The following is a 24,064-nucleotide window of genomic DNA, read 5'->3' on the forward strand; positions in this document are numbered from 1 at the left end:
CCCGTTCCGCTTATAGCGCCTTTTGAGGCATCGTTGAGCCAAAGGTCGCGATGGATCTTCTAGCCGCTATCAACGCCAAAGTGGATAGTTGTCTATCGGCGTACCAAGGCAAAATTGAATAGTCCTGTTGGAGCGTTGCGCCAACTATCCGCTTGGCCGCTCGGATGATTTGTCTCTTCCGAATCAACTGTCGGAATTCTCGGAAAGCTATCATACCCGGAAGTACGCGTGCCTGCAGTGAATCGCGCACGAATGACGCTGTCTCCTCAAAACATGATGACGAAGCAAAGAGCGATTGCCCTGTCGCACATTTTACGAGGTACTCCACCTCGCTCATGACACTGGAAGTCATATGATCAGCGAGTTTGGTGCGCGAGAGTCCGCTATCGTGAATGCGGTATTCAAGAAGCTTTTCGTTGAGCCGAGCAAAATTGAAGCGATCTACTGCTCGAAGCCAAAAATCGTGGTCTTCGGCATATCGAAACTCACGATAGCCACCAAGACTGTCAATTACCTGTCGTCTCATCATAACTGACGGATGAATTATGGGTTTCATCCTCCGTCGGTGCAGCAAGCCATCACGGACCAAACCATTGTTAACACCGAGCTGCACTTGCTGACCGACTCGCTTACCTTCAGCGGCGATTATAAAGACATCTGTGCATAGGATGTCGATTTCTGGATTGTTATCTAGAAAGGCGACTTGCCTAGCAAGGCGGTTAGGAAGTGCGCGGTCATCCGCATCCATGCGCGCGATAAGAGGCGCGCGGGCTTCAGAAACCGCGCGGTTTAAGGAGGCGACGAGCCCTGCGTGAGCATGTGATATCAGTCGGACGCGTTGGTCAGCATAAGACGCAATTATCGCAGCGCTATCGTCTGTGCTGCCGTCATCGATAATGACAAATTCAAAATCTCTGAAGGTTTGTGCGAGAATGCTATCCACGGACTCCCGGAGGTATCTCGACGCATTGTACGCAGCCATCACGATACTGACGCTCGGAACGCTCAAATCTTATCTCCTCTTGAGCTTTCAGTTTGAGGCGCAAAATTAGAGAGCTGGCGACTAAGAAACACAGATATCCAAGTTGCGATAGCCGCAGTGATGAGGGCTCCGAGTAGAGTAGCTAAACTAGACCGGTTTTTCTCACTGAGCATCGCAACAAAGACGAGGGCAGGGAAATGAACGGCGTAGATTGTGTAGCTTTCGTTGGCAACAGACCTCAGAAATGTGCCAGCTTTGAATATGATTTGCTGCGAGCAGCGCGCTCCTAGAGAAAACAGTGCTCCTGCCGCGCAGGAAGTGACCGCTGACAAGAGAGGCGGCAGAACATTCGCGAAAACAACTAGCGCGAAACCTGCCAAGAAGAGAGCTGATGGCTTGGACAATTGTGAGAGCGAGAGATTGCGGAGACATGCTCCCGTTACCCAAACTACGAAAAGTATGCTCCACTCCGGACGCACATAGCCGAACGCCAAGGTCGACCCAACAGTGACTGTTGCAGCAAGCTGTAGATTGAGTTGCGCGAGCTTCAAGATTGCAAATCCACAAAAATAGAACTGCGCGATATAGCCGAGAGTCCAAAGAGGACCATTTGATCCAAATGCATCCACAAACGTCGGCTGCAAGAAGAGCAGTGTGCCAAGGAAATTGGTTACGGTAAAAGCGGCTACAGCGTCATGTCCCAATACATTTCGGTAAAGATCGAGCTTGTGCATCGCGAGTAGGCCGAAGCCGTCAAATACGGCTGTTAGCAAAAGGGCGACGATCGCCGTGGGCAGAAGGCGAAATAGGCGGCTCCGGGCAAAGTCAGTTGCTCGAGGCACCCTCCCCTGCCGAAACTCGAAAAGAAGTGTCCCGCCGACCAGAAGTCCACTCAAAAAAACAAAAATATATGCGCTTTGCGGGCCAAAGCGAAAGAGCAGTTTAAGAAGAATATCTGAAACATTTTGAGTGGGAGCAATGAGGAGAAGTTGCATCGTGGGCAGAAATAGAGCTACGGCATGCCCGACGACAACTTGGAGGATGAGACATAGGCGTATGATGTCGAGCAATTGTGATTCAGGGCGCGTGAGTTGAATCTCGGGTCTCCACACGCTGCTCATGGTGCTGCTCCCCGAGACAATAAGCCTTGACGAGCAATGCGAGCGAGGCGACGGACACGATAGTCAATCTCGGCGCGCGTGAAGCGGGGGGAATCGTTTATGTGGTCGAGCAGAGGAGGCGTCGGAGTAGCGTTGCCGATGGGTATGAATCCTCTGGGAGTAACGTAAAATCGGTCTTCGTCCAATTGTGATGGGTTTGGAAAGTGGCGCTTCTGGAAATGGACATACATAAACTCTTCGATGTTTAGCACGTTATTCTTCCAAAATAGTCGTTTGGTCCTTCCTCGGTCAAAGCAGAATGCCTGATGGCGATAGTTTCTGTACCAACGATAATTGTTCGTCCTCTCAAATCTAGAAATATGAGGGTCAATATCGGCTACGACACTCTCGTCAGAATGGAACTTGCCACCGTGCCTTAACCAGATGCGATTTACTCCAATATGTTCGTCGAATCCGAAGTGGTTCGGGTCGCTCAGAATTCGTCGCCAATCAAGTTCAGGATGTGAGCGCCGGTAGAACGTATTGGTTTCCTCGTTGTTGCGGTACAATGTGAAGTGACCGACGGAGAAAATTTTGTCAAAGTTCGCGAGTAGGTTCGGGCGTATATAGGAGGCCAAATCCCCGAAGAGCATGTCGAGATCACAATGTCCCCAAAAGTCACAGGGTTCATTGCGCTCGACTAGTGCAGAAAAGAGAGGCCGGAGATCGCAGAGCTTGTACGGCGTGCTCAAGGCGACGCGAACTCCTGCAAAATCCGAGATGCGGTCGGCGAGGCTTCCGAGACTCATTGGACAGACGCTGACATTGATCGGCAAATCGTAGTCGACGGCGGCGTCGGTGATAAGTCGCCATCGGATTTGAGGATTGTATCGGCAAGACATCAGCCATAGAGGCAAATAGTTTGGTAACTGGCCAAAATAGGCTGCGATTACGACGATTGCTGGTGTAGGTGTCATTGCGGTTGCTCGTGCTTTGGAGGCGTCGAGTCGCCGGCGCTCAACGTTCCAATCGCGATTCTTTCGCGCTCGGCTCCGATCGATTGCAAGAACCTCCAGTAGCGTTCACCATAGGAAGACCAGCTGAAATGTTGTTGATCAGCCTCTGTGAGGATCGCTCGATCGGGAGGGAGAATGTCGAGCCGGCTTACCATGTTATCGAGGGCAGCGAGTAAGGAGGCGGCATCGCCTGCTGTGCATATCTCCACGTACCTTGGGTCGTGCAATTGCGCCCGAATATCCGGCGCGCCTGTCAGTTGACTGGCTACTATAGGTAGTCCAGCTGCGAGGGCCTCGAGCAGGACCATCCCGAACCCATCTTCGCGCGACGGGAGTACCAGCAAATGATGATCTTTCATGAGAAGAGCTAGTTGTTGGTGTGTGCGAACCCCGATATGGTGAATATTGGGAAGGTTGGACGCAGGCGCATCCGTGATGGCTCCAACGTGGGTTAGCGTCCAGTTGTTTCTGCGAGCCATCGCGGTCTGCAAAAGGTCTACGCCCTTGCGGATTGACCAGGCCCCGGTGAAGAGAAGTTTCAGGGGGGCTGACGGTCGTGGTTGAGGCCTGAAGACCGATAGATCAACCCCCAAGGGATTCAAAAACAATCGCTCACGGCTGAAACCGTGTTCAACAAAACTTTCTAGAGCGTGTCCCGAGAGAACCGATATGTAGTCGGCAACTGCGTAACCATCGAGCTCTCGCTGGATCCAAGCGTCGCTCAGAGGGGCGCCACCTCCCGCAACTACCAGCGAATTTTGAGAAAGGACATGTCGCGATCCGCGTTCGAGAATTACCGTTGCGCCAAAGCGACGTTTCGCCTCTCGCGCGGCGAGAACCGTCAGGCTCGATAGTCCTATGAATACATCACAAGGCGGAAGGCGATTTGCTATTGCGAGGTCGGTTGGACGGAATAATTTCTCCGTCGCCCAAGAACGCAACCGTGAAACGGACGGTGCAAGAGCAAGGGCAGAGAGGGGCAAGAGCCGCTCAAACAAAGAAATCGAAACCACATCCGAAATTCCGTCGCGCCGCAGTCGGAAACGCGGCACGTAACTGAAATAGGTAAGTTCAATCGGCTTATTCTGTAATAGGGCGGCGAGTCGACGGAGGTGGAAACCGGTCGTGGTGCCAATCACTACTCGTAGCTTGCGTTGCTCATCGTTCATTTCGCCTCCCTCATCCTAAGGGAGGAGGATAAGTACTTAAATAGTGCCCAGGTCCCAATGAATTTGGCCGCTTCGGCGAAGCATCTCGCAATTACAGCTCCAGCAGCTCCCATCCAGAAGACCCCGATCGGAATCATCATCACGGTGAATATTGAAAGGGCGGTCTGAATCTTTAGCAATTTGGCGCTTCGACCCAGGGCCAGTATGGCGTTGTCCATAGCATGGGTAGCAATGGAAATTGTTTGCGCGATGCTGAACACGAGCATTAAGACGGTAGCTCCCTGACGATAGGGGGCGGCTAGCATGAGGTCGGTAATAAAATCGCCTGCAGCGAAAATAGCGATAGCGCCGGCAGCTCCAATCAAGAGCGCCGCGAGAATCCATCTGTACATTGATTGCCTTAGAAGCGCGGAATCCTGCGCAGCAACATAGAGCTGAGGGCGAAAATAGTTTGTCAACACGGCAGTGGTGAGAGCGTATGGCCGAGATACTAGGCTTGTGGCTGCTACGTAGGTCCCGGTCTCCGCAGCTCCCATCATGGATCCGATGATAAAGCGATCCAAGAAGGTGGAAATCCACCCAAGTGGGGCCATCGCGGCGACCGGTACTCCGAAAGTAAGTGCTTGACCGATCGTCTTTCGAGCCGCCCCTACGTGTACGTGTCTAAAGAAGCTGCATCTGGCGAAGATGACAGTAAAGAGTGCACAGGACAACAATCGAGAGATGAAGTAACCTATGAGATACGACAGCCAATCTGCTCGCCATACCAGGAGCAACATGCAAGTGCAGCCAAAGCCCAATATTGCTTCACCGGTACTCCAAAAGGAGAGTCGAACGAAGTCGCTCTTCAAGCTGAGCAGAGCCTGTTGCGTCGACTTTGTGAGTTCTGCCGCGAGATAGGTCACTATCGCAATTGGAACCCAAGCGTAGAAAATAAGACGCGGCACCGTCAAAGATAGAAGTGCGCAAACAAGAGTCGCAACGAGCGCCAATGTTGCGCAACCGACTACTGCTAGATACAGCAACCCAACTGCTAAGCGACGCCGATCTTCTAGTCCCTGCAGACGTGAGCAGAGGGCAACGACGGTCTGATGAAGGGCCATGACCGAGATGCCGTCTAACAGGGAGACGGCTCCCATACATAGCATAGCAATGCCAAACGATTCTCGGTCGAGGAGCTCGGTGTAGACGCGAAGTCCACCAAAAGTAACCAGCGCTACAATGATCTGTCCCCAAAGGACGTGAACGATCTTCAGCATGAGGGCCGGACAAACAGAGATACCGAACACCTTACCGTCTTAACATAAGGAAGATACTGCTCCTTGAGCTGTGCATTGTCGCTGTATAGGGTCGAGGTTCGTTGCCGGCCTTCGAGGCGCTCAGTCAGTAATTTCATCAAACTGCACGATCTTTTTTCGATTCGCGGATTCTAAGTTCGAGTTCCGGTTCGCCCCACTTGTAAGCACGCTGACGCCCGGACTGCGGCGTCCTGTGCCGCAAGATAGAACTGTTGGTGATCTTTCCAGATTGTGCATGAGCAGCCGATTCTGCAGAGCCTCTAGTCATGGCAGAGTCCGCGATTGATCGAGAAAATGCTGATGAAGACTCATCTATATCGATTCCTGCCGACCCGCCCTTGAGCCACTGACGCGCTTCGACGGCATGCCTTGAACTAATCTTCCCACTCTCTGACAAGCGTAACGCAGCGTATCAACATCAAGGCCGTCAGTCCTGCGCTGTAGGGCCAAATTAGATAGGACATTCTCGCGACGTCGAATCTGCGTTCTATTCAATGCGCATTACTCGGCCGAATGCTGACAAGCATTGTACTAACGAGGATCCTAAGGTCCAACCACAAGCTCCAATTGTTGATGTACCACAGATCATACTCCACGCGTTTCTGCATCAGCTCGAGTGCGCGGGTTTCTCCGCGGTAACCATTAACTTGGGCCCAGCCGGTGATGCCAGGCTTCACATGATGGCGGAAGGCGTAGTTGCCGATGATCTGCTCGTATTCGGTGTTGTGTGCGGCGGCGTGGGGGCGGGGGCCGACCAGCGACATGTCGCCCTTCAGCACGTTGAACAGCTGCGGCAACTCATCGATCGAAGTCTTGCGCAGCCATTTGCCGATTCTCGTGACGCGCGGGTCGTTCTTCTGCGCCTGCACAATCGTCGGGCCGTCCTCGAGCACTCGCATGGTGCGGAACTTGAAGATCCTGAACGCGCGCCCTCCGAAGCCGTGGCGGGTCTGGCGGAAGAACACCGGCCCCGTCGAGGTCAGCTTGATCAGGAGCGCGGTCACCAGCATCACCGGCGCGAACACGAACAGCGCAAGGCTGGCGCCGGAAAGGTCGAGCGCGCGCTTGAGCGCGCGTTCGCGCCACGTGAGCGGGGCGCGGCGCAGCTCGGCGGTGAAGGTGTTGCCGGTGCCGGAAAGCGGATAGCGCAGGAAGCGCGCCGTGGTGGGGTCCGGCACCAGATGCACCGGCACGGGGAGGATCTTCAGCGCGTCCAGAATGCTGTCGATCGCATGCTGCCGGCTCCAGTTGATCAAGAGGAAGACGTGCTCGATCCGGTGCTCGCGCGCGTAATTGATCAGCTCCTCGAAGCGCGGCGCCAGCGAGGAGAGCAGCAGGGGCGAGGCGAGCTCCTTGGCCGGAATCTCCATCACGCGCATCAGGCGGTAGCCGTGCTGGCCGAGGCCGTCGACCGCGTTGGAGGAGGTGGCAAGGCCGAACTCGGCGATCAGAAGCGCCCGTCCATTGGCGAAGGCGCCGGTGCGCAAGGCATGCGCGGTCCAGCGCGCCGCCACGGTCTTCCAGGCCAGCAGCGCGGCGAGCCCTACCAGATAGAATGAGATCGTGGTGCCACGGGAGAACTCGTCGCTGACCTTCATAGTGAAGGCGATCGCCAAGAGCGCGCCGAACAGGAAGGTCCAGGTCGTCAGCGTCATCCGGAACGTGCGGGGCAGGTTGGTGACCGTCTTGAGGCGATAGCCGCGCTGCACGACGGTCAGCAGGACGAAGTTGATGGCCACCAGCACGCTCGCAGCCGCATAGACGTCCGCCTTGCCGAGCGTGCCCGCGGTGACGACGTGATACCCGACCGCGCAGCCGATGCCGCTGACCACGATCAGCGCCGCGTCCACCACCGCCAGCAGCCGCTCGACAACCACAGGTCGTAGCCAGCTCGGCGCAAAGCCTGCAGATGCGGACGCGACCGGCTCGACCACGCGAATTTCCGTCGTCGAATCATCGACGGGCACCGGCCGAGTGGAAAGAATCGTCATCCTGCCAAATCCGTTGACGCAAAATTCATTAGCCCGAACAAGCCGTGCTATCGGGCAAAATCGCTGTTAGAACAAGGCGAAGGAAAAATTAACCTTACCCCACAAGCGTGCATTGTAGCTCATCTCGCCTCGAGTGATATGTTTAATTTTACAAACCGTTAGGAAGTCCTCGTTGCCTCGCACCCAGTCCCGGCGGCGGACCCGATCGAGAGGGAAGCAGTACTTCGCCATTGGCCTCGCGGCCGTCGCGTTGGTGGGAAGCATTCTTCTCCTTCTTCGTCCCGATGCGGCCCCCATCCGAGCTCCGGTGGCGTCCAGGCCCGTCGCGATCAAGCTCCTCCTTGATGGGCCCTATGGCGCGCGGTTTGCCGGCGAGCTCGCCGCATCGAGACAGGGATATTTCTCCTCCCGCATTGAGGTGTCGGCGCAGCCCGAAGGCCCTAACTTCGTCCAAACCATTGCACGCCAACATGCCATCGGCGTGACGAGCGGCCAGAACTTCCTGCTGGCGAGCTGGCGCGGCGTTCCCGTGACGGCGTTTGCCGCAAGCCTCCTCGATACCTCTGTCGCGATTTTCACGCTCGAAAGCTCCGGCTTGCGGCGGCCGGCTGATCTGGTCGGAAAGCGGGTCGGCTACCGCAGGGCGAGTGAGGGAGACGTCGTCTTTGATGCCATGATGGCGCAGCTCGGGCTGCCCCGAAGCCAGATCTCCAAGGTCCCAGACCGCGACAGCTTCGAATCCCTGAGGGCCGGGGAGGTGGATGCGATCATCGCCGCCATCGATGAGCAGCCCGATCCCTCCAGTCCGACTTTCGCGAAGCTGAATGTCATCAAGCCGCAGGATTACGGCATCCATGTCCCGGGCCAGGTCTATTTCGCGAGCAATGATCTCATCCATGACCAGCCGTCCGTGATCGCCGACGTCCTTCAGGGGCTCATTCGAGGATGGCAGTTTGCCTACGCGGACTATGCACGGAGCGTGCCCGTTCTCGCCGGCACCGGCCCGGCGAGGCTGAATTCCGAGCGGCTGAAATTCGAGCTGCAGCAGCAGCGCCCGCTGGTGCTGCCGACGGGCGGCCGCATCGGCGACTACGACGAAAGCCGCTGGCGGACGCTTCGGGATATCCTCCTGTTCGCCAAGCTCGGCGAGGAAGACGTGCCTTTGGCTCAGACGGTCAGCTACCAGTTCCTACGGGATGTGTACCGCCGTTCACCCGACCTCGCGGCTCCAGGCGCCTGGAGCCAGGAGAAATAGGACCAAAAATAGGACCAAGAAGCCACACTTGCGCGCTATATCGTCCCAACAGGCCCTCGGCCGCCCCGGCATCGGTTGCATTTCCGTCGGTGGCCTTGGTAAAGTTCGGTTCACTATTTGGGCTAGTCGCGGAGTGGCTTTACGGACCGTGACGTTGGTCGGCTGGGGTCTGGCAAGCGCGGGTCGGAGTTCAAATCCGCAGGGGCGAGGAGCTTTTAGATGTTCAAGACGTTGATGCGAGCAGGTCTTTTGGCTGCAACCGTTACCTTCTGCGCAGCGAGCGGAGCGAGCGCCGCCATGCAGATGCCCGCGCCGGCCGCCTTGCTCACAGGCGAGAGCCAGGTGACGCCCGTTACGTTCTGGGCGCAGCCGTATCCCTACCGGTATGTGCCGCGGCGCCATTGTCCGTTGGTGCGGGTCGAGACACCCTATGGCTGGTACATGGATCGCGTTTGCGCGCCGGTCGGTCCGGTCCTGCGTCGCGCATACTAAGATTGACGTAAACCGAGAGCGGCGACTGCCGCCTGTCACCGATCCTTTTCAAGGCGGTCGCAAGATTTATGCGGCTGCCTTGCTCGTTTTTGTTTCATTGTGTGCTGACCTTTTGTGCGCGGAGCGCAGGTTCACTATGAATATCTTTGCCGGGCTGGGGCGGGCTGTCGCATGGTGAAGATTGTGTTACCTGTTCGGCGGGGCTGCATCGGCAGCGTGATTGCGTAAAGCGGCCGTCGCCGGATCTCGTCAGGTGTTGCGATCCAGCCAAACGGATGCTGACAGAGGATACAATGACAGGGGCTCCAACCTACGATCTCGCTGGCAAGCGTGTCTTCGTCGCGGGTCACCGCGGCATGGTGGGATCAGCTGTCGTGCGCCGGCTTGCGTCGGAGAATTGCACCGTGCTCACGGCTGATCGGCGTGAGCTGGATCTCACGAAGGAAGAGCCCACGCTCAGATGGCTCGAGGCCAATCGCCCGGACGTCGTGGTTCATGCCGCTGCAAAGGTCGGCGGTATCGCAGCCAACAACAATTTCCCGGTCGACTTTCTCTGCGACAACCTTGCGCTTGAATTGAGCGTGATCCGCGCAAGTCACGCGGTTGGTGTGAGGCGCCTCCTGTTCCTCGGCTCGTCCTGCATCTATCCGAAGCACGCCAAGCAGCCGATGGCCGAAAGCGAATTGTTGACCGGGCCGCTCGAACCCACCAACGAGTGGTATGCGATCGCCAAGATTGCAGGCCTCAAGATGTGCCAGGCGTACCGCCGGCAATATGGCGATGATTTCATCTCGGTAATGCCGACCAATCTCTACGGCCGCGGCGATAATTATCATCCAGACCATAGTCACGTACCGGCCGCGTTGATCCGGCGCTTCCACGAAGCCAAGCTCGCCAATGCGCCCAGCGTCTCCGTCTGGGGCACCGGCACGCCGCTCCGCGAATTCCTCAATGTCGATGATTTTGCGGATGCCTGCGTTTTCCTTCTGAAGAACTATTCGAGTGAGCAGCCGATCAATGTCGGCACTGGCGATGAATTATCGATAGCCGAATTCGCGACCACGGTCGCGGAGGTCGTGGGGTACGGGGGCAAGCTCGCGTTCGATATATCCAAGCCTGACGGGACACCACGCAAGCTGCTGGATAGCTCGAGAGTCCGAGCGCTTGGTTGGCAGCCGAAAGTTGCTCTACGGGCCGGCCTCACAGCGGCCTACGCAGACTATCTCTATGGCAACGGACGTCATCTGGAAGTCGGCGCAACGCGCTGAGTAGACTACTTAGATTGCTAGAGAGTTTTTTTATTCTGAAGTTTGAATTGGGGCGGGCTTTATGCGTGTTCTCTTGGTTGGCATCAATTATGCTCCCGATCTGATCGGTGTGGCGAAATACAACGCCGAGCTCTGCGAAAGTCTGGTAGCAGAAGGCCATGAAATCAGAGTGATTACGGCGCCTCCTTATTACCCCGCCTGGAAAATCCCTTCTGCATTCAAATCCTCGTACTTCAGATCGAGAGATGTTGACGGTGTTCGAGTAACGCGTACGCCGATTTATGTGCCCGAACATCCCTCTGGCGTTCGACGGCTAGTCCATCACGCTTCATTCGCGCTCACGAGCTCGGCGCCGGTTCTTCTTGAGGCGATATCCTGGCGGCCCGACGTCATGATCGCTGTCGCGCCGTCGCTGATGTCGGCAGCCTTCGTCTCTTTCGTCGCTCGTCGCGTCGGCGCCAAATCATGGCTTCACGTGCAGGATTTCGAGGTGGATGCGGCGTTCGATCTTGGTTTGCTGCGCAATCCTTCTTTGCGAAAATGGATGCTTCGAATCGAAGCGACGATCCTCAAATCGTTCGACAACGTTTCAACCATTTCTCAAGCGATGGTAGAGCGGTTGAGGGTCAAGGGACTGCGGCCCGACAAATCCGCGGAAGTGAGAAACTGGATCGACACCACTGCGATCTGTCCGGGGCCTCGAGCGACCAAATACCGTCAACAGCTGAACCTGGCTGAGGGCGATATCGTTGGACTGTATTCCGGCACGATGTCCAACAAGCAGGGCCTTGAACTCGTGATCGAAGCCGCGATTGGCCTGGAGCGAAGTCATCCGCATATCCACTTCATCCTTGCAGGCGAAGGGCCTCACAAGATGAAGCTCGAGCAGCTTGCAGCCGGGCATCGCAATATCCACTTCCTGGGGCTTCAGCCCAATGACAGCTTTAATCAATTGATGGCCACGGCCGATTTCCATCTGATTCCGCAGAAGGCCGAGGCCGCCGATCTCGTGTTGCCCTCAAAGCTCGGTGCGATCTTCGCATCCGCTCGGCCGGTCATTGCGATGGCTGAAGAAGGCACCGGTCTCGCGGCGGAAGTCACGAATGCGGGCCTTGTGATTCCACCGGGAGATTCGTCGGCTCTCGAAATCGCAATTTGCCAGCTCAGCGACGCGCCCGCCCTCCGCGAGCACTACGGCGAAGAAGGAAGAAGGCGAGCTCTTGATCGCTGGGATCGACGCACGATCGTGCGCCGGTGGTCGGAGGCCATGACAGGGCAGGGCAATGCGACAGGGCAGACGAGTGCCAGCCGGACGGGCGCTGCCAACGATATTGGGCATCCTGTGGAGGATGCCGTTCGATCGCCCTGAGGCATTCGACAGCAGTTGGATACGGTCCAAAAAGAATGAGCGCCGCAATGGGCGCTCATTTGCTTGCTTGAGTTGCTCGGTAGCCGATCTATGAGAACTACTCGTGGCGCGGATAATATCTAAACCCGTGCTGCTTGATGAGCTCGTCGCGCTTTGCGGACTCGAGATCTTCCTTCATCATTTCTCGAACCAGGCTTTCGAACGACGTCTTGGGCTCCCAGCCGAGTTTCCGCTTCGCCTTTGACGGGTCACCTAGAAGCGTCGCGACCTCGGTGGGGCGGAAATAGCGGGTATCGACCGAAACGACGCACTTGCCGGTCTTGGCGTCATATCCCTTTTCTTCGACGCCGCTTCCTTCCCAGCGGACCGTCATGCCGACTTCGTTGGCTGCGACATCGACAAACTCTCGGACCGAATGTTGCACGCCCGTAGCGATCACGAAATCCTCGGGCTTGTCCTGCTGAAGCATCAGCCATTGCATCTCGACGTAGTCGCGCGCGTGTCCCCAGTCGCGCAAGGCATCCAGATTACCCAGATAAAGCCTTTCCTGCAGTCCCAGATGGATGCGCGCCAAAGCACGCGTGATCTTTCGGGTCACGAAGGTCTCGCCGCGGACGGGAGATTCGTGGTTGAAGAGGATGCCGTTGCAGGCATACATCCCATAGGCTTCGCGGTAATTGACCGTGATCCAGTAGGCATAGAGCTTGGCGACCGCGTACGGTGAGCGCGGATAGAACGGCGTCGTCTCCTTTTGCGGGATCTCCTGGACCAATCCGTAAAGCTCGGATGTTGACGCTTGATAGAAGCGTGCCTTCCTCTCCAAGCCGGTAATACGCATGGCCTCGAGGATGCGCAGGGTGCCCAGAGCGTCGGAATTCGCCGTGTACTCCGGCTCTTCGAACGAAACGGCAACGTGGCTCTGCGCCGCGAGGTTGTAGATCTCGTCTGGCTGCACTTGGCCAACAATGCGGATCAGGCTCGAAGAATCCGTCAGATCGCCATAGTGAAGCCGAAAGGGCGGGTCGGGCTCATGCGGGTCGAGATAGAGATGATCAATTCGGTCCGTATTGAAGAGGGAGGTCCGGCGCTTCATGCCGTGGACCTCGTATCCCTTCTGCAGAAGAAGTTCGGCCAAATAGGCGCCGTCCTGCCCGGTGACGCCGGTAATAAGTGCTCGTTTCTTTGTCATAATAATCTCTAGGTTCTGTGAGCCGTTCGTACTCGAAAACGAAGAGAATAGGGAGATGGGCTGGGTCAGAAAAGCAAGCTTAGATTAACAGCGTTGAGGTCTGCGCAATAGGCAACAGAGTCCTGCTAAGGCTATTTCGAACTTGTATTCCCAACGGTGAAATTCTGGCTTTATGAATGTTGTACGATTTGTGAATTGAATTTGGCCTGGAGCTTCAGATTTTGAACAAACGCATAATCCCCCTGATCATGTGCGGCGGTGCCGGCACGCGGCTGTGGCCGGCCTCGCGCGAGGTTCGGCCCAAGCAGTTCCTGCCGCTGTTCGGCACGCGCTCGACGTTCCAGGACACGCTGCTGCGCGTGTCCGATCTCTCGCTGTTCGACCGGCCGATCGTCGTCACCAACGCGTCCTATCGCTTCATGGTGCTGGAGCAACTCGCCGAGATCGGCATCGAGGCCGACGTGATCCTCGAACCGATGCGGCGCGATTCCGGCCCTGCGATCGCGGCCGGCGCCGTGTTCGCGCAGAACCGCTCCAGCGAGGCGATCGTGCTCGCGCTCGCCGCCGATCACGTCGTGCAGGATAATGCCGCCTTCGTCGCCGCCTGCCGCGAAGGCCTCACCGCTGCGAATGCCGGGGGCATCGTTACGTTCGGCGTCAAGCCGGAGCGGCCGGCGACCGAATACGGCTACATCAATCCGGGCGAGGTGATCTCGGGCGAGGTGCATGCGGTTGCACGCTTCGTCGAGAAGCCGGATGCGGTGAAGGCCTCCGACTACGTCAATTCCGGCTATCTCTGGAACAGCGGCAACTTCATGTTCCCGGCGAGCGTGCTGCTCGACGAATATCGCAGGGTCGATGCGGCAAGCGTCGAGGCCGTCACCAATGCCGTCACCAATGCCGGCCGCGATCTCGGCTTCGTCACGCTGGAGCCCGAGGCGTTCGGCGCGGCCAAGGCGATCTCGATCGACTATGCGGTGATGGAGAAGACCTCGCGCGCCGCCGTCGTGCCGGTGTCGTGCGGCTGGTCCGACGTCGGCTCCTGGCATGCGGTTTGGGAGCTGTCGGAGAAGGACGCGCAAGGCAATGCCGCGCACGGCACCGCCGTGTTCGAGGATTCCCGCAATTGCAAGGTCACCACCGATTCCGCCCTGGTCGCGCTCGAAGGCGTCGACGATCTCGTCGTGGTCGCGACCGCGGACGCGGTGCTGGTTTCGCGGCAGAAGGATGCCAACGGGCTGAAGCGCCTGGTGACGAAATTGAAATCGGTCGCGCCGAAGGTCACCGAGGAGCATCTCAAGGTGCACCGGCCCTGGGGCAGCTATCAATCCGTCGACAATGGCGAGCGCCACCAGGTCAAGCGCATCGTGGTGAAGCCGGGCGGGCGGCTGTCGCTGCAGAAGCACCATCATCGCGCCGAGCACTGGATCGTGGTCCGCGGCACGGCGCAGGTCACCGTCAACGAGACCGTGAAGACGGTGCATGAGAACGAGTCGATCTACATCCCGATGGGCGCCGTCCACCGGATGGAGAATCCCGGTAAGATCCAGCTGGAGCTGATCGAGGTCCAGACTGGAAGCTATCTCGGGGAAGACGACATCATCCGGATTGAAGACGACTATCAAAGAGCCTAAGCGCCCCCGAACTGCGCATTGCGATGATCGTCGCTGTGTCCGCCGACTTCTTCGCGGATTTCGGTCACCGTGATCTGCGTCGACAAGGACCAGAAGAAAATCGCGACAAGATTACCCGGGCTTGACGAGCTGCTGGCGAACAAAGCCAAGCGGCTGAGCTTCACGACTGACATGAACGAGCCGGTCGCAGCGATCATGCTCTGTTCATCGTGGTTGGCATGCTCCCGTCGCGAGGACGGCCATGCCAATCTGTCCTATGCTTACGCCGCCGCCCGTGAGATCGAGTCGCAAACCGGCTTCACCTGGGGTAACGAGATTGACCGTGTGGGTCGGCACCGGGGACGAACCCATCATCCGGGAAGCCCAATCGCTACGCCGATGTGGTTGACGCCTTCACTTTCAAATTCCTGCACGCGACGATTCAATCTAGGATTGTTCTAGCCTTTAATTGAACGCGTAATTTCCTGGAGGTAGATAAGTCAATCTGAGCCACGTACTTTAGTAAAATTATGACGCGGGGACACTTTGAGGCGAGTTCAAACGGGAGAGATATATCAGCCGTGAGGCACATCGCCCATTGATCGCCATGCTGATTGCGTCCTAGATCGGAGGGGGCTGGAGGCGAGCCGAAGGAACGGCTGATGCCAACTACTCTCCAAGAACAACTGGACCAGGTTGAACGCGACCTAAAGCTATACATGGAGTTCGATACCAAGGAGAAAGATCGTTTCAATCGTGAGTCATACTTGTGGACTGCAGAGGATCGCATCGAGTGGCAGGAGATACAATCTGACAATGCTCAAAGACTCCGGGAACTGCTCGAGGAGCGCGACCGTTTGCGCAGTCGGCTCGGCCAATGAAGCGACAGTTGGCCGGCTGCCCTAATGGCAAGTGCGAAAGATCGCAGCCGCTCCGACATTTCCCTCAAAGGCCTGCACGCTTTGCCCGAACTTATCAGTCCGGCGAGACCGAGAGCGGCTGTCGCTCCTGCTTGGAATTATATGTGCGCTGCTTTCGGGGCGGTACATGGAATACTTTCATCTGTGTTGGACCTCCATTCCAAGCTCTACGGCGGGTACTCATTTGGCCTGCCGATGCTCGCGACAGAGAGCCTTGATATCTCTCCAGGCCGGCCCGCTCGCCGTCTGTTGATTCGTGAGCTCGCCGCTCACATCCGGCCAAATGTCCTCGCCTGTGTATGCTTGAGATGATATCGGTCCCGAGCGGCTCGCAAAAGGTTGTCACAAACGAAAGCGAGATGACGCGAGGTCCAGCGTCCGCGAGTCCACATCGCGCTCTGCCGCATTCCGCAATGCTTTCATGCGCGGAGCCTCATCGTTAAGAGCTATTCGAGGCACTTCGGCGTCCTTGGTTGGCTTTGTGGCTAGCAATGTGAGCGCGGTCCGCCGCATGCGAGCGTTGAAGGTTGTGAATCTCTTTCAGCAGCATCAATCGGCGGAGTTGTGCTCCGTTCAGGAGCGATTCAAACAGGACGAGGATCTCGCGCGCTTGAACGTACACTTCCATACTGATGGAGTGTTGATCGAAGCCGTACGATCGAAGGCGGGCTTCGATATCGAGCGCAGCAGAAGCGTCCAGTTGCCAGTCTAAGGCGTTATTGATGGTGTAGATTTCGGCTACATCCTGGAAGTCTGGGGCAATGCCTGCCAGATCGACACGGCGAAGGGTCATCTCGACGGCCTTTTGGCGACAGGCGCTCAGGAGCCTATGCCGCAGAATCCGGTAGCGTTGCATCTCCCAGGAGAGTTCAGCGATGTCGATAGCGAGCAGCCATTCGATGGCAGACTGAGGATCGAGGTCGCGGAAGATGACGGCCTGAAGAGCCTGGTAGTGGTCGATGTTCTCTCCGGGAAGAAGTTGCGGCGGAGGGCACAACGCCTCAAATTGAGGCGGCAAGACGCTCGTCGGCTGAGATTTAGACAGGTTGACAGGACCATTCATTGATCTTGCGCCTCCAGACGTGAAGGCGGTGCAGCAACTGTTGCTCCGTTCGCCAGATGGACGGGGCTGGCATTCCAAAGCTGCTTCGCGATCGGCAGAGGCGCAATCTGCAGGTTGGTCCACCAGGCCCTTTCGTCTCCGTGCCGATGTAGAGATTGATGATGCGATCGGCACAATGGCACCGTGAACTCGTCGCCAACCTTGCGTCCCAATGTGCGTGGTTGAGCAAACTTCAGGTGATGCGCATCAGCCGGTGTCTTCTGACAAACCAGACAGCCCTGGCTGCGGATAAAGGCGAGGTGATCCTTGCTCCGTCGGCGAGGCGGCTCTTTCGGGAAGGCAAGTCCGGCTCGCGCTCCGGGAGAGGCGTTGGCAGGTGCGTGAGCGTTGCCGGAGATCTGCGAAGGATGTTCCTCAAGTAGAGACCGTCCGGCCGCTGACACAGGCTGTTGGTCTGCTACATTGATATCCGGAAGGGCGGCTTCCTCGAACCTCTTCTGGTAGGCGGCTTCAAGCAAGCGAGCGTCTGCTTCAAGGAGGGTGTTCTTGAGTGGGAGGCTGATCTTGGCCCAGGCAAGCAGCTCGTCGCTGCCTTGCTGAAGAGTCAGTTCGCCCAAGAGCCGATCGAGAAGCTCGGCGGAGCGTTCCGGAGCCAAGATCGGGGGGCGGTTCAGGACGCGTCCAGGTGGCTTTCCTTTCGGTCCTGGCGCGGTCTGCGGCTCCGCGGCAGCAGCAGACCCGGTCACAACATCAGGCGCGTCCAGATCGTCCTCGCCGGCGATCCCGACCAGTGCAAATAGGGCATACCGACGGGCATAGCTGAGCGCCGCCCCCATCCGGTGCGGCGCCTCGACCTCCTTGGAGAAGCAGACCGGCAGGTCCGAGGAGATCCATTCCCCGGAGGCGTGGGCGAGAAGGGTGGTGAGATGGATCTGCCCAGTGACCTGCTCAATCCGGGTGGTCTGGATGGTGGCGATCTCCTGCTGGCTTAACGTCTTGCGGACGATGTCTAGGCCGGACGCGAGGGACGCGTAGCGGAAGGTTCGATCATCCTCGCGCGGGAATGGTGACCGGATCACCGCGGTCAAGGTTTTCTCCGGGTTTGTCAGTTCGGCCTGGGCTCGGGCGAGGGCGGCCGCGATAGTCCCGATGCGCTCACTGGATTGATGCATGGGGCTCCTCCGTCGCCTGAGCCTCGAAGCTGATCGCGCCAGACTTGGACCGCTTGGCCTTGATGCCATGGCCGGCTGCTTCCTTAGCGTCCTCCGGCATGAGTTTCTTCAAATCGGCTTTAGCAGCCTCATGCTGACCGTGTGGGTCTCGCGTGCGAAGATAGGTAGCCGCCAGTTCCGCCCATTGGTGGGACGAGGACATGTCGACGACTCTGACAGCCTCCAGCCTCGGGCGCGGCGTCTCGATGTTGAACAGAACGGGCGGCTCGCCGCTCTGAACGCAGCGCCAGAACTTCTTTTCGGCCGTCAGGAGGAGATGCTGGTAGAGCGGGTCGGCGTGGATCTTGATCTCAACCCATTTGCCGCCGCCGGTGATGATCGAGAGAACGGCGCTGCGGGAGGCGGTGACCCACATATTGTGCTGCAGCTGAGCCATATGCTTCTCGGCCGCAGCTTCCTCTGTGAAGGCCCAGGGCAGCATGAACTTGGCTTCGAACACGGCGCCGGTCTGCTCGACGGTCCCGTCCAGCGTTGCCGCCATCCATTTGTGAACGGGATGGCGGACGCGCTTTTGGATGTCCTTGACCGTGTGGCCGCTCGCCCGCTGGTACCAAGCGCGGTTCAAGACTTCCGTCACGGTCCCGAGCTGAACGATCAGATTGTCTGAGAGATCCTCAGGTTCTGCTTCGCCGCGCTTTTCACGCCAAAGGCGGACGAGGCTCTCCTGGTCATCCCCCATGATGATGCGAGCGTCCGAGCCGCCGATGAAATGACGGCGGTCGTTCGGGTTGAACCTGATGATTTGATATTGTGGCCCGGCCGGGCCGTCACTCTGTACGCTGCGCACCGGTATCTCCTACTCCAGAACAGCGGCGCTCCTCGCCGCACTGCCTGAAGCCTCGCATCTGCGAGGTGAGATACCGGCGGCGCTATCGCGCGCCGGCCGACTCAGTAACGCTCCAATCGCAGCGTAATGCCAGTTCTTTCTGCAGCAATCTTGTTGCTCTTATCGCCGGACTTTCAGCGATCGGCCGCCCAGCATGCCTCGCTCTCGCAAAGTGACAAATCGAAGCCAATCATCCCTGGACTGGGAGCTCTGCCGAAATCCATCTGGGTAGCGAGGTGAGCGTGAGGTGCTGGCTCCGCCGCAATCGGCGATCCAATTTCGGCATCTCGGCGACTTGCATGGGAGGCCTGCCTGAGCTTCAATGGATCAGTTTGAAGCTCAATTTGATATTGTGACTACCTCATTGTCCCGGATTATGTATGCGGGTCTATTTGATTGTCCTTGGCTGCTGGCTGCTGGTGAACTTGCTTTTTGTGATGATTGTGGTCCCGCCGCGCAAGTCGGCGGCCGCGAAGCCGCTAGTCAGGGTGATTAGCGCTATCAAGAACCTCTTTAGGAGGCCCACCAAATAGCGATATTCGGCTTGCATTCTGGTCTGCGAGCAGAGCGAGGCGGAGGCAGTTGCATCCTGTGCTGGACGGAGGAAACGTGCGGGCAGAAAAAGAATCGAACGAAGCCGTATGACCTCAGGGCGGAAAATCGAAGCGAACCGGCTGAATGCCAAGCGAAGTACTGGGCCCAAGACAGAAGCTGGAAAGGCCAGATCGAGCCGCAATGCTCGTCAACATGGGCTCTCGCGATGGAATTTCGAGGACGATGTCAGCGCAGACTTGGCAGATCGCCCAGTGAAAGCAGGGCATAAGCTGGACCAAAGTTCCCCCGACGTGGCTGAACTTGTCTGTGCGAATATGCGGTTGGGCCTCATACGCCACGCGCGTCACGAGTTGCTTGCTGCCTTGCTTAAATCCCCCAGTCTAAAGTTGGCCAAACGCTTGGCAGGATTGGAGCGCTATGAGAGGCCGGTCCGGGCCGCGCAACGGCGTTCCTTGAGACGGCGGCAAAGGCAGTACTGACATGGTAAGCCCGATTGCATAAGTCGCGCCTATTGACGGTGCCAATCTCGTTGTGTTCGGAGCAGGAAGAATCTCTAGCTATTCGCGTTATGGGCTCATTCGGGCAAGGGAGGCAACGGCGTCATCAAGCCGTCCGACGTCATAGATCAAGTGCTCTATTCTCATTGAGACTCAATTGCCTCAGCTAAGCGTTCAGCGGTATTTGGCGATGCTCGATCGGTTGCGCCGCTCTGAACTCCCTCCGCGAAAGACACTAGTTGCTCGTTTGCTCAGTTTTCTCAGCAGCTCGTCGAGACGTTAGCTTAGGCGAATCAAGTCAGCCGCAATTTGAGCCCAGAGTGGCTAGCTGTTGGGCAGGGGCAGATGGCTTGGAGGCCTGCAGCTTCGATCTGGCGATAGTGCGCTTTTGTTATTACTACCTTTAAGTTGCAATTCCCGCGCCGATCCAGCCTTGTCGATGTCCGGCCGGTGAGCTACTTTGGATTGTGCGTTACCGGTTCTCAGCAGCGGATTGAACCGGGACGTGGGTCAAGACGGGTCGTCCGATTAGCCGCTTTAAGCGACGTGCTGACCGGTCGCGTCGGTTGCTCCTAGGAATTCCATTCGAACAGTTCTCGGTTCACGCCAGCACCTTTTCTCTGAAGTCCTGATTTTGCGTCGTCGGAGATTGCGTTGTCGAATTTCGACCCTTTTGACGTAATCGTCATTGGAGGCGGTCCGGCCGGCTCCACCATCGCATGGGCGCTAGCTCGGCAAGGCGTGCGTGTGGCCGTTATCGAGCGCGCCATCTTTCCACGCGAAAAGGTCTGTGGCGATTTCGTCGAGCCGGCAGGCGTGCGGCTCCTGGAGCGAATGGGAGTTAGCGAGGCAATGAAGGTCGCTTCGCTGTCACCGATAACATCAACTCGTATCTACTTCGGCCCCAAGCTCGGTTTTCGGGGGGACATTCCCTATTATCAAACCGAACATGGATTGCCCCCGCACGGTTTTGTCGTACCGCGCCATATCCTTGACCAGCACCTCCTAGACCGTGCGCAAGCCGTATCTGCGAAACTATATGGTGGCTATGCGGTGGGGGGTATCCGACGGGAAGATGGCTGGATCTATGTGACTGCCCGAGCCAAGAACGCCGGCGTTACACTCAAATCTCGGCTGATCGTAGGTGCGGACGGAGCGGAGTCGTTTGTCGCCAGAGCGTTCAAGCTCGAATCCAGCAACCGCGCTCACATCTCGGTAGCACAGCGGGCCTATGTAGAGGGTGTCTCGGTCCAGAATGGAGAAGCAACCGTCTGGTTCGATGAAGACATCGTGCCGGGGTATGGCTGGTTGTTTCCGATGGAGGGAGGCAGGGCGAACGTCGGAGTTGGCACTCTAAGCGAGACCTGCAGCCGGCACGGCCATTCAGTACCCAGGGCTTTTGAGACGGCCATCGAACGACTCAAGATTCGGCACCCAGGCTGCTCCGGCATCAAGCTGGTCAGCAAGCCGATCGGCGGGGTCGTGAAGATGTATGGGGGTGCCGGTCCGAACTATTTCGACGGAGGAGTTTTGATTGGGGATGCCGGCTCGTTTGCCGATCCCATGACTGGCGAAGGTATCACGCAAGGCATGGAGTCAGCCTTAATCGCCTCTTCGACCTTGCTGAGGGCTCTCGAAGCCGGAAGATTTGATGCTGCATTCCTGGCGGCGTTCGAGCGCGACTTTCGAGCTTACTTTGATCCTGGCATGCTCTTCCTGAGCTTCTGCGCCGCCGTGATGCGAAATTGGCACTTTCGGGAATTTTGGATGAGATCGGCAATGCGCGGCTGCGAAAGGGCGATGGTCAACAAAGACTTTGCCCGTATCGCAGGCGCGGGTTTCGGCGGCTTGAATGTGCATCCCCTCGGAGTTTTGCGAGAGATTGGTGCGAGCCTGCTTCACTATCTCGGCGAAGGAGCGATGAACGTGATGCGCAATGTTCTCGTTCACCGATCAGTCGGTCGCGAAGCGGCATTTACCGATCTCGTGGCGTTTCGGGACGCATGGAAAAGGTCCGTCGAGGCCGATCCCGGTTGGCATGCGGCGTGGCTGGCGGACGTCATGAGAACAGCCGAAAGACTCGGCCCATCACTGGCAAACCGGGAGAATCCCAGAGTTCGAGGATTGGCGGTCTAACCATCATGAATCTTGAGGAGAATGCCTGTGGTCTCTACTGCATCTCAGCCCGAAGACTCTGTCCCACCCCTGCAAAACGAACGAGAAGTGGCAATCATAGGGGGCGGTATCGCCGGGTTGACCTGCGCGCTGCGCCTCGCAGAGCGCAAGTACAAGGTGACGCTATATGAAAAGGATGCTGTGCTGGGAGGCCAACTCTCCTCACAGAAGGGCGGAAAGAACGGGATGTATCATGACGTTTACACCCATTTGTTCTGCGACTGGTATGTGAATTTTTGGAGAATCCTAAAGAACGATCTCAAAATCAAACGAGAAGACGTGTTCGAGCCGCGTTTGAGCGTCAAGATTCTACTTAATCCCTCTGATCCCCGACGTTCGAGGAACAGCAACGCACCCACATACGTAGAACTAAAGAACCCCAACACGTTGCAGCACGTTTTGGACAACCTCTCATCAGGAGCATTGCCCCGACCCGACATGTTTTTGGTTGGTTTCACGCTCTTAGACTTGGTCTCTCAGCCGTTCAGCATGTCGACGCTCCAGCAACAGTCCTTGAATGGCTTCTTGTACTCGCGTCCGTACGCTACCGAGGATTGCGCCGATCTCCACAACACTATTCTGAACGAAATTTGGTGCACCTCGAGCAGCGATACGTCTGCTGCCGCCTACAAAGACTTCGTCAAGCACTCGCTTGGCAGTCGGGGTTTGCCTTTTGCCTGGCTATTGCGCGGAAGCCTTGAGGAGACGTTGATCAAGCCCTGGTATGATAAACTCAAGGAAGTTTGTGACATCAAAACGTCTGCTTCCGTCACAACTATCGAGATAGCCGAGGATAGTAGAGTCGAGCTTACGCTGAATGATGGTTCTAAGCAGACACACGCTAATGTGGTGCTGGCTGTGCCAGCTCCTGCGCTTGCAAATCTCGTGATGACAGGCTGCGCCGGGCGAAGCATTATCGATCGTATACCCCGACTTTCCGAACTCCAACGCATGCGAACGGCAAATATTCTCGTCGTTACGGTGGTTTTCAATCAGAGGCTTCCCGACATACCTCGCGAGCACGTTGGCTTGGCCGGCTCTCGCGGCTATTTGACGTACATCGATATTTCGCAGCTATGGACAAATTTAAGCAAAGGGTCTCAGACAGTTCTGGTGCTAGCCGCTTCGGATGCCAGTGGTTATCCCACGCCCAAAGATAAAGATGATGAACTGTGGGCCCATATGATGCTGGAGGAGCTGGCCAGGTATCTGCCTTCGGTGAAACCTGGAAAGGAATGGGGGGACGTGGACAGCAACATCGACTATTCAAATTCATTTCCGCAGAATAATCGCGCCCATCCCCTGTTTCTCAATGACATGAATTCAGAGCAATTGCTGGTGGAGCCACATTATCCGAACCACTTGCGAAACGTGTTCTTTTCCGGTGATTTCTGTCGCAACGATGTGAACATGGCGACGGTCGAGTCGGCCGTTCTGAGCGGGCTTCATGCGGCACACCAACTGGTGAAAAAGACGGATGGAAAGTCCGACATCACGGTTGCTGCTTACGATCTCCCGAGTTCTGCTCAATTTGCAGCAGCAAAGCTCACGTTGCTTCCGCTCGCTTATGGTGCCCTGGCCTGGTCAGCGGTGAATGCCGGGCTGCGTGATCTGGCGAACAGGGAGCCCGAACTCCCCAGAGAGGGACCAACACCCACCTCAACACTCGCGGTGATTCCCCCGAGATACCTTGCCGATCTCGTGATGAGCCTCGAAAATCTGGCGGTTGCGTTGCTTTCCCGCGACGAGCCAAGCGGTTCAAGCTGGCTCGTGCAGCAGGCTCTTGCAGCATTAGCGCAGCGCCTGATCGCTGCGAGCGATCGTTTGCGTGACAACTCAGAAGGGTCGGTCGACACACAGCGTACATTCGCGCTGGTGTCGGATGTAATGAAAACAATCGGTACTCAGATGAGTGAACCCCGTATCGCGCCTGTGGAAATGGCACGCTCGCGACCGACGCACAAGGGGACGAGCGGGTTGCTGCGCGGCTCAGGATACTACCGTCCAAACGACGCTTATGCTCGACGGCACCGTGCGAAGCCTTGAGGGAGGTG

18 protein-coding genes and 1 pseudogene are annotated in these 24,064 nt (G+C 57.2%); 9 read left to right on the forward strand and 10 right to left on the reverse strand.

Translation table 11 applies throughout. The annotated features are described in order from the left end of the window. Positions 1–10: 10 nt before the first annotated feature. From I6F09_RS15225 to I6F09_RS15250, 6 genes are all read right to left on the reverse strand, one after another. Positions 11–1,009, reverse strand: a complete 999-nt coding sequence (locus I6F09_RS15225) for a glycosyltransferase (RefSeq protein WP_225188420.1) — start codon at positions 1,007–1,009, stop codon at positions 11–13. Next, positions 1,006–2,103: an acyltransferase gene (locus I6F09_RS15230; RefSeq protein ID WP_225188421.1), complete on the reverse strand. Its 1,098-nt coding sequence runs from the start codon at positions 2,101–2,103 to the stop codon at positions 1,006–1,008. Before I6F09_RS15230 ends, I6F09_RS15225 begins: the two co-directional genes overlap by 4 nt. Then, positions 2,100–3,059 (reverse strand): DUF6625 family protein, encoded by a 960-nt coding sequence (locus I6F09_RS15235; RefSeq protein WP_225188422.1) that lies wholly within the window; start codon positions 3,057–3,059, stop codon positions 2,100–2,102. Before I6F09_RS15235 ends, I6F09_RS15230 begins: the two co-directional genes overlap by 4 nt. Continuing rightward, entirely contained in the window at positions 3,056–4,267 is a 1,212-nt protein-coding gene (locus I6F09_RS15240) for a glycosyltransferase family 4 protein (RefSeq protein ID WP_225188423.1), read from the reverse strand. Before I6F09_RS15240 ends, I6F09_RS15235 begins: the two co-directional genes overlap by 4 nt. After that, positions 4,264–5,556 carry an oligosaccharide flippase family protein gene (locus tag I6F09_RS15245; RefSeq protein WP_225188424.1) on the reverse strand — a complete coding sequence of 431 codons (1,293 nt, stop codon included), beginning with the start codon at positions 5,554–5,556 and terminating at the stop codon, positions 4,264–4,266. The genes I6F09_RS15240 and I6F09_RS15245 overlap by 4 nt, the downstream gene beginning before the upstream one ends. 500 nt (positions 5,557–6,056) lie before the next feature. Further along, entirely contained in the window at positions 6,057–7,556 is a 1,500-nt protein-coding gene (locus I6F09_RS15250; RefSeq protein ID WP_225188425.1) for an undecaprenyl-phosphate glucose phosphotransferase, read from the reverse strand. A 172-nt stretch (positions 7,557–7,728) separates the two neighbouring features. Here I6F09_RS15250 and I6F09_RS15255 point away from each other — a divergent pair, with 172 nt between their 5' ends. The 4 genes from I6F09_RS15255 (at position 7,729) to I6F09_RS15270 (ending at position 11,940) form a co-directional block, all read left to right on the forward strand. Next, positions 7,729–8,811, forward strand: coding sequence for an ABC transporter substrate-binding protein (locus I6F09_RS15255; RefSeq protein WP_225188426.1), 1,083 nt, complete (start codon positions 7,729–7,731; stop codon positions 8,809–8,811). A gap of 219 nt (positions 8,812–9,030) precedes the next feature. Then, positions 9,031–9,303 (forward strand): hypothetical protein, encoded by a 273-nt coding sequence (locus tag I6F09_RS15260; protein ID WP_225188427.1) that lies wholly within the window; start codon positions 9,031–9,033, stop codon positions 9,301–9,303. A 293-nt stretch (positions 9,304–9,596) separates the two neighbouring features. Next, the gene (locus I6F09_RS15265) at positions 9,597–10,571 is read left to right on the forward strand and encodes a GDP-L-fucose synthase (protein WP_225188494.1); all 975 of its coding nucleotides are present in this window, start codon (positions 9,597–9,599) and stop codon (positions 10,569–10,571) included. A 61-nt stretch (positions 10,572–10,632) separates the two neighbouring features. Further along, positions 10,633–11,940 (forward strand): WcaI family glycosyltransferase, encoded by a 1,308-nt coding sequence (locus I6F09_RS15270; protein WP_225188428.1) that lies wholly within the window; start codon positions 10,633–10,635, stop codon positions 11,938–11,940. Positions 11,941–12,037: 97 nt separating this feature from the next. Here the strand turns inward: I6F09_RS15270 and gmd are convergent, their stop codons facing one another. Beyond that, the gene (gene gmd / locus I6F09_RS15275; protein WP_225188429.1) at positions 12,038–13,129 is read right to left on the reverse strand and encodes a GDP-mannose 4,6-dehydratase; all 1,092 of its coding nucleotides are present in this window, start codon (positions 13,127–13,129) and stop codon (positions 12,038–12,040) included. 221 nt (positions 13,130–13,350) lie between these two features. On the opposite strand from gmd, the gene I6F09_RS15280 reads away from it, so the two are divergent. Continuing rightward, a complete protein-coding gene (locus tag I6F09_RS15280; protein ID WP_225188430.1) occupies positions 13,351–14,763 on the forward strand; it encodes a mannose-1-phosphate guanylyltransferase/mannose-6-phosphate isomerase in 1,413 nt (470 codons plus the stop codon). A gap of 23 nt (positions 14,764–14,786) precedes the next feature. Then, positions 14,787–15,155: pseudogene (locus I6F09_RS15285) on the forward strand (UDP-glucose 6-dehydrogenase); the annotation flags it as partial. 946 nt (positions 15,156–16,101) lie between these two features. On the opposite strand, the gene I6F09_RS15290 reads toward I6F09_RS15285, so the two are convergent. Genes I6F09_RS15290 through I6F09_RS15300 form a run of 3 tightly spaced genes read right to left on the reverse strand, consistent with a single transcriptional unit; the run spans position 16,102 to position 18,744 of the window. Further along, positions 16,102–16,725: a hypothetical protein gene (locus tag I6F09_RS15290; RefSeq protein WP_225188431.1), complete on the reverse strand. Its 624-nt coding sequence runs from the start codon at positions 16,723–16,725 to the stop codon at positions 16,102–16,104. Further along, a complete protein-coding gene (locus I6F09_RS15295) occupies positions 16,722–17,897 on the reverse strand; it encodes an ERF family protein (protein WP_225188432.1) in 1,176 nt (391 codons plus the stop codon). The genes I6F09_RS15290 and I6F09_RS15295 overlap by 4 nt, the downstream gene beginning before the upstream one ends. Next, entirely contained in the window at positions 17,881–18,744 is an 864-nt protein-coding gene (locus tag I6F09_RS15300) for a YqaJ viral recombinase family protein (RefSeq protein ID WP_225188433.1), read from the reverse strand. Before I6F09_RS15300 ends, I6F09_RS15295 begins: the two co-directional genes overlap by 17 nt. Positions 18,745–19,105: 361 nt before the next feature. Here I6F09_RS15300 and I6F09_RS15305 point away from each other — a divergent pair, with 361 nt between their 5' ends. From I6F09_RS15305 to I6F09_RS15315, 3 genes are all read left to right on the forward strand, one after another. Next, a complete protein-coding gene (locus I6F09_RS15305) occupies positions 19,106–19,279 on the forward strand; it encodes a hypothetical protein (RefSeq protein ID WP_225188434.1) in 174 nt (57 codons plus the stop codon). Between the two features lie 1,210 nt (positions 19,280–20,489). Further along, on the forward strand, positions 20,490–21,971 hold the full coding sequence (locus I6F09_RS15310) for an NAD(P)/FAD-dependent oxidoreductase (protein WP_225188435.1): 1,482 nt from the start codon (positions 20,490–20,492) through the stop codon (positions 21,969–21,971). 27 nt (positions 21,972–21,998) lie between these two features. Continuing rightward, positions 21,999–24,056: an FAD-dependent oxidoreductase gene (locus I6F09_RS15315; protein ID WP_225188436.1), complete on the forward strand. Its 2,058-nt coding sequence runs from the start codon at positions 21,999–22,001 to the stop codon at positions 24,054–24,056. The last annotated feature ends 8 nt before the right edge of the window (positions 24,057–24,064 follow it).

Origin of the sequence: Bradyrhizobium sp. IC3195 (genome assembly GCF_020193585.1) — a bacterium.
In the GTDB taxonomy this organism is placed as follows: domain Bacteria; phylum Pseudomonadota; class Alphaproteobacteria; order Rhizobiales; family Xanthobacteraceae; genus Bradyrhizobium; species Bradyrhizobium yuanmingense.

Coding starts and splice junctions, on each gene's coding strand:
- I6F09_RS15230 (WP_225188421.1), bottom strand. CDS start 2,103: ATGAGCAGCGTGTGGAGACCCGAGATTCAACTCACGCGCCCTGAATCA.
- I6F09_RS15235 (WP_225188422.1), bottom strand. CDS start 3,059: ATGACACCTACACCAGCAATCGTCGTAATCGCAGCCTATTTTGGCCAG.
- I6F09_RS15240 (WP_225188423.1), bottom strand. CDS start 4,267: ATGAACGATGAGCAACGCAAGCTACGAGTAGTGATTGGCACCACGACC.
- I6F09_RS15250 (WP_225188425.1), bottom strand. CDS start 7,556: ATGACGATTCTTTCCACTCGGCCGGTGCCCGTCGATGATTCGACGACG.
- I6F09_RS15260 (WP_225188427.1), top strand. CDS start 9,031: ATGTTCAAGACGTTGATGCGAGCAGGTCTTTTGGCTGCAACCGTTACC.
- I6F09_RS15265 (WP_225188494.1), top strand. CDS start 9,597: ATGACAGGGGCTCCAACCTACGATCTCGCTGGCAAGCGTGTCTTCGTC.
- I6F09_RS15270 (WP_225188428.1), top strand. CDS start 10,633: ATGCGTGTTCTCTTGGTTGGCATCAATTATGCTCCCGATCTGATCGGT.
- gmd (WP_225188429.1), bottom strand. CDS start 13,129: ATGACAAAGAAACGAGCACTTATTACCGGCGTCACCGGGCAGGACGGC.
- I6F09_RS15290 (WP_225188431.1), bottom strand. CDS start 16,725: ATGAATGGTCCTGTCAACCTGTCTAAATCTCAGCCGACGAGCGTCTTG.
- I6F09_RS15295 (WP_225188432.1), bottom strand. CDS start 17,897: ATGCATCAATCCAGTGAGCGCATCGGGACTATCGCGGCCGCCCTCGCC.
- I6F09_RS15305 (WP_225188434.1), top strand. CDS start 19,106: ATGGATCAGTTTGAAGCTCAATTTGATATTGTGACTACCTCATTGTCC.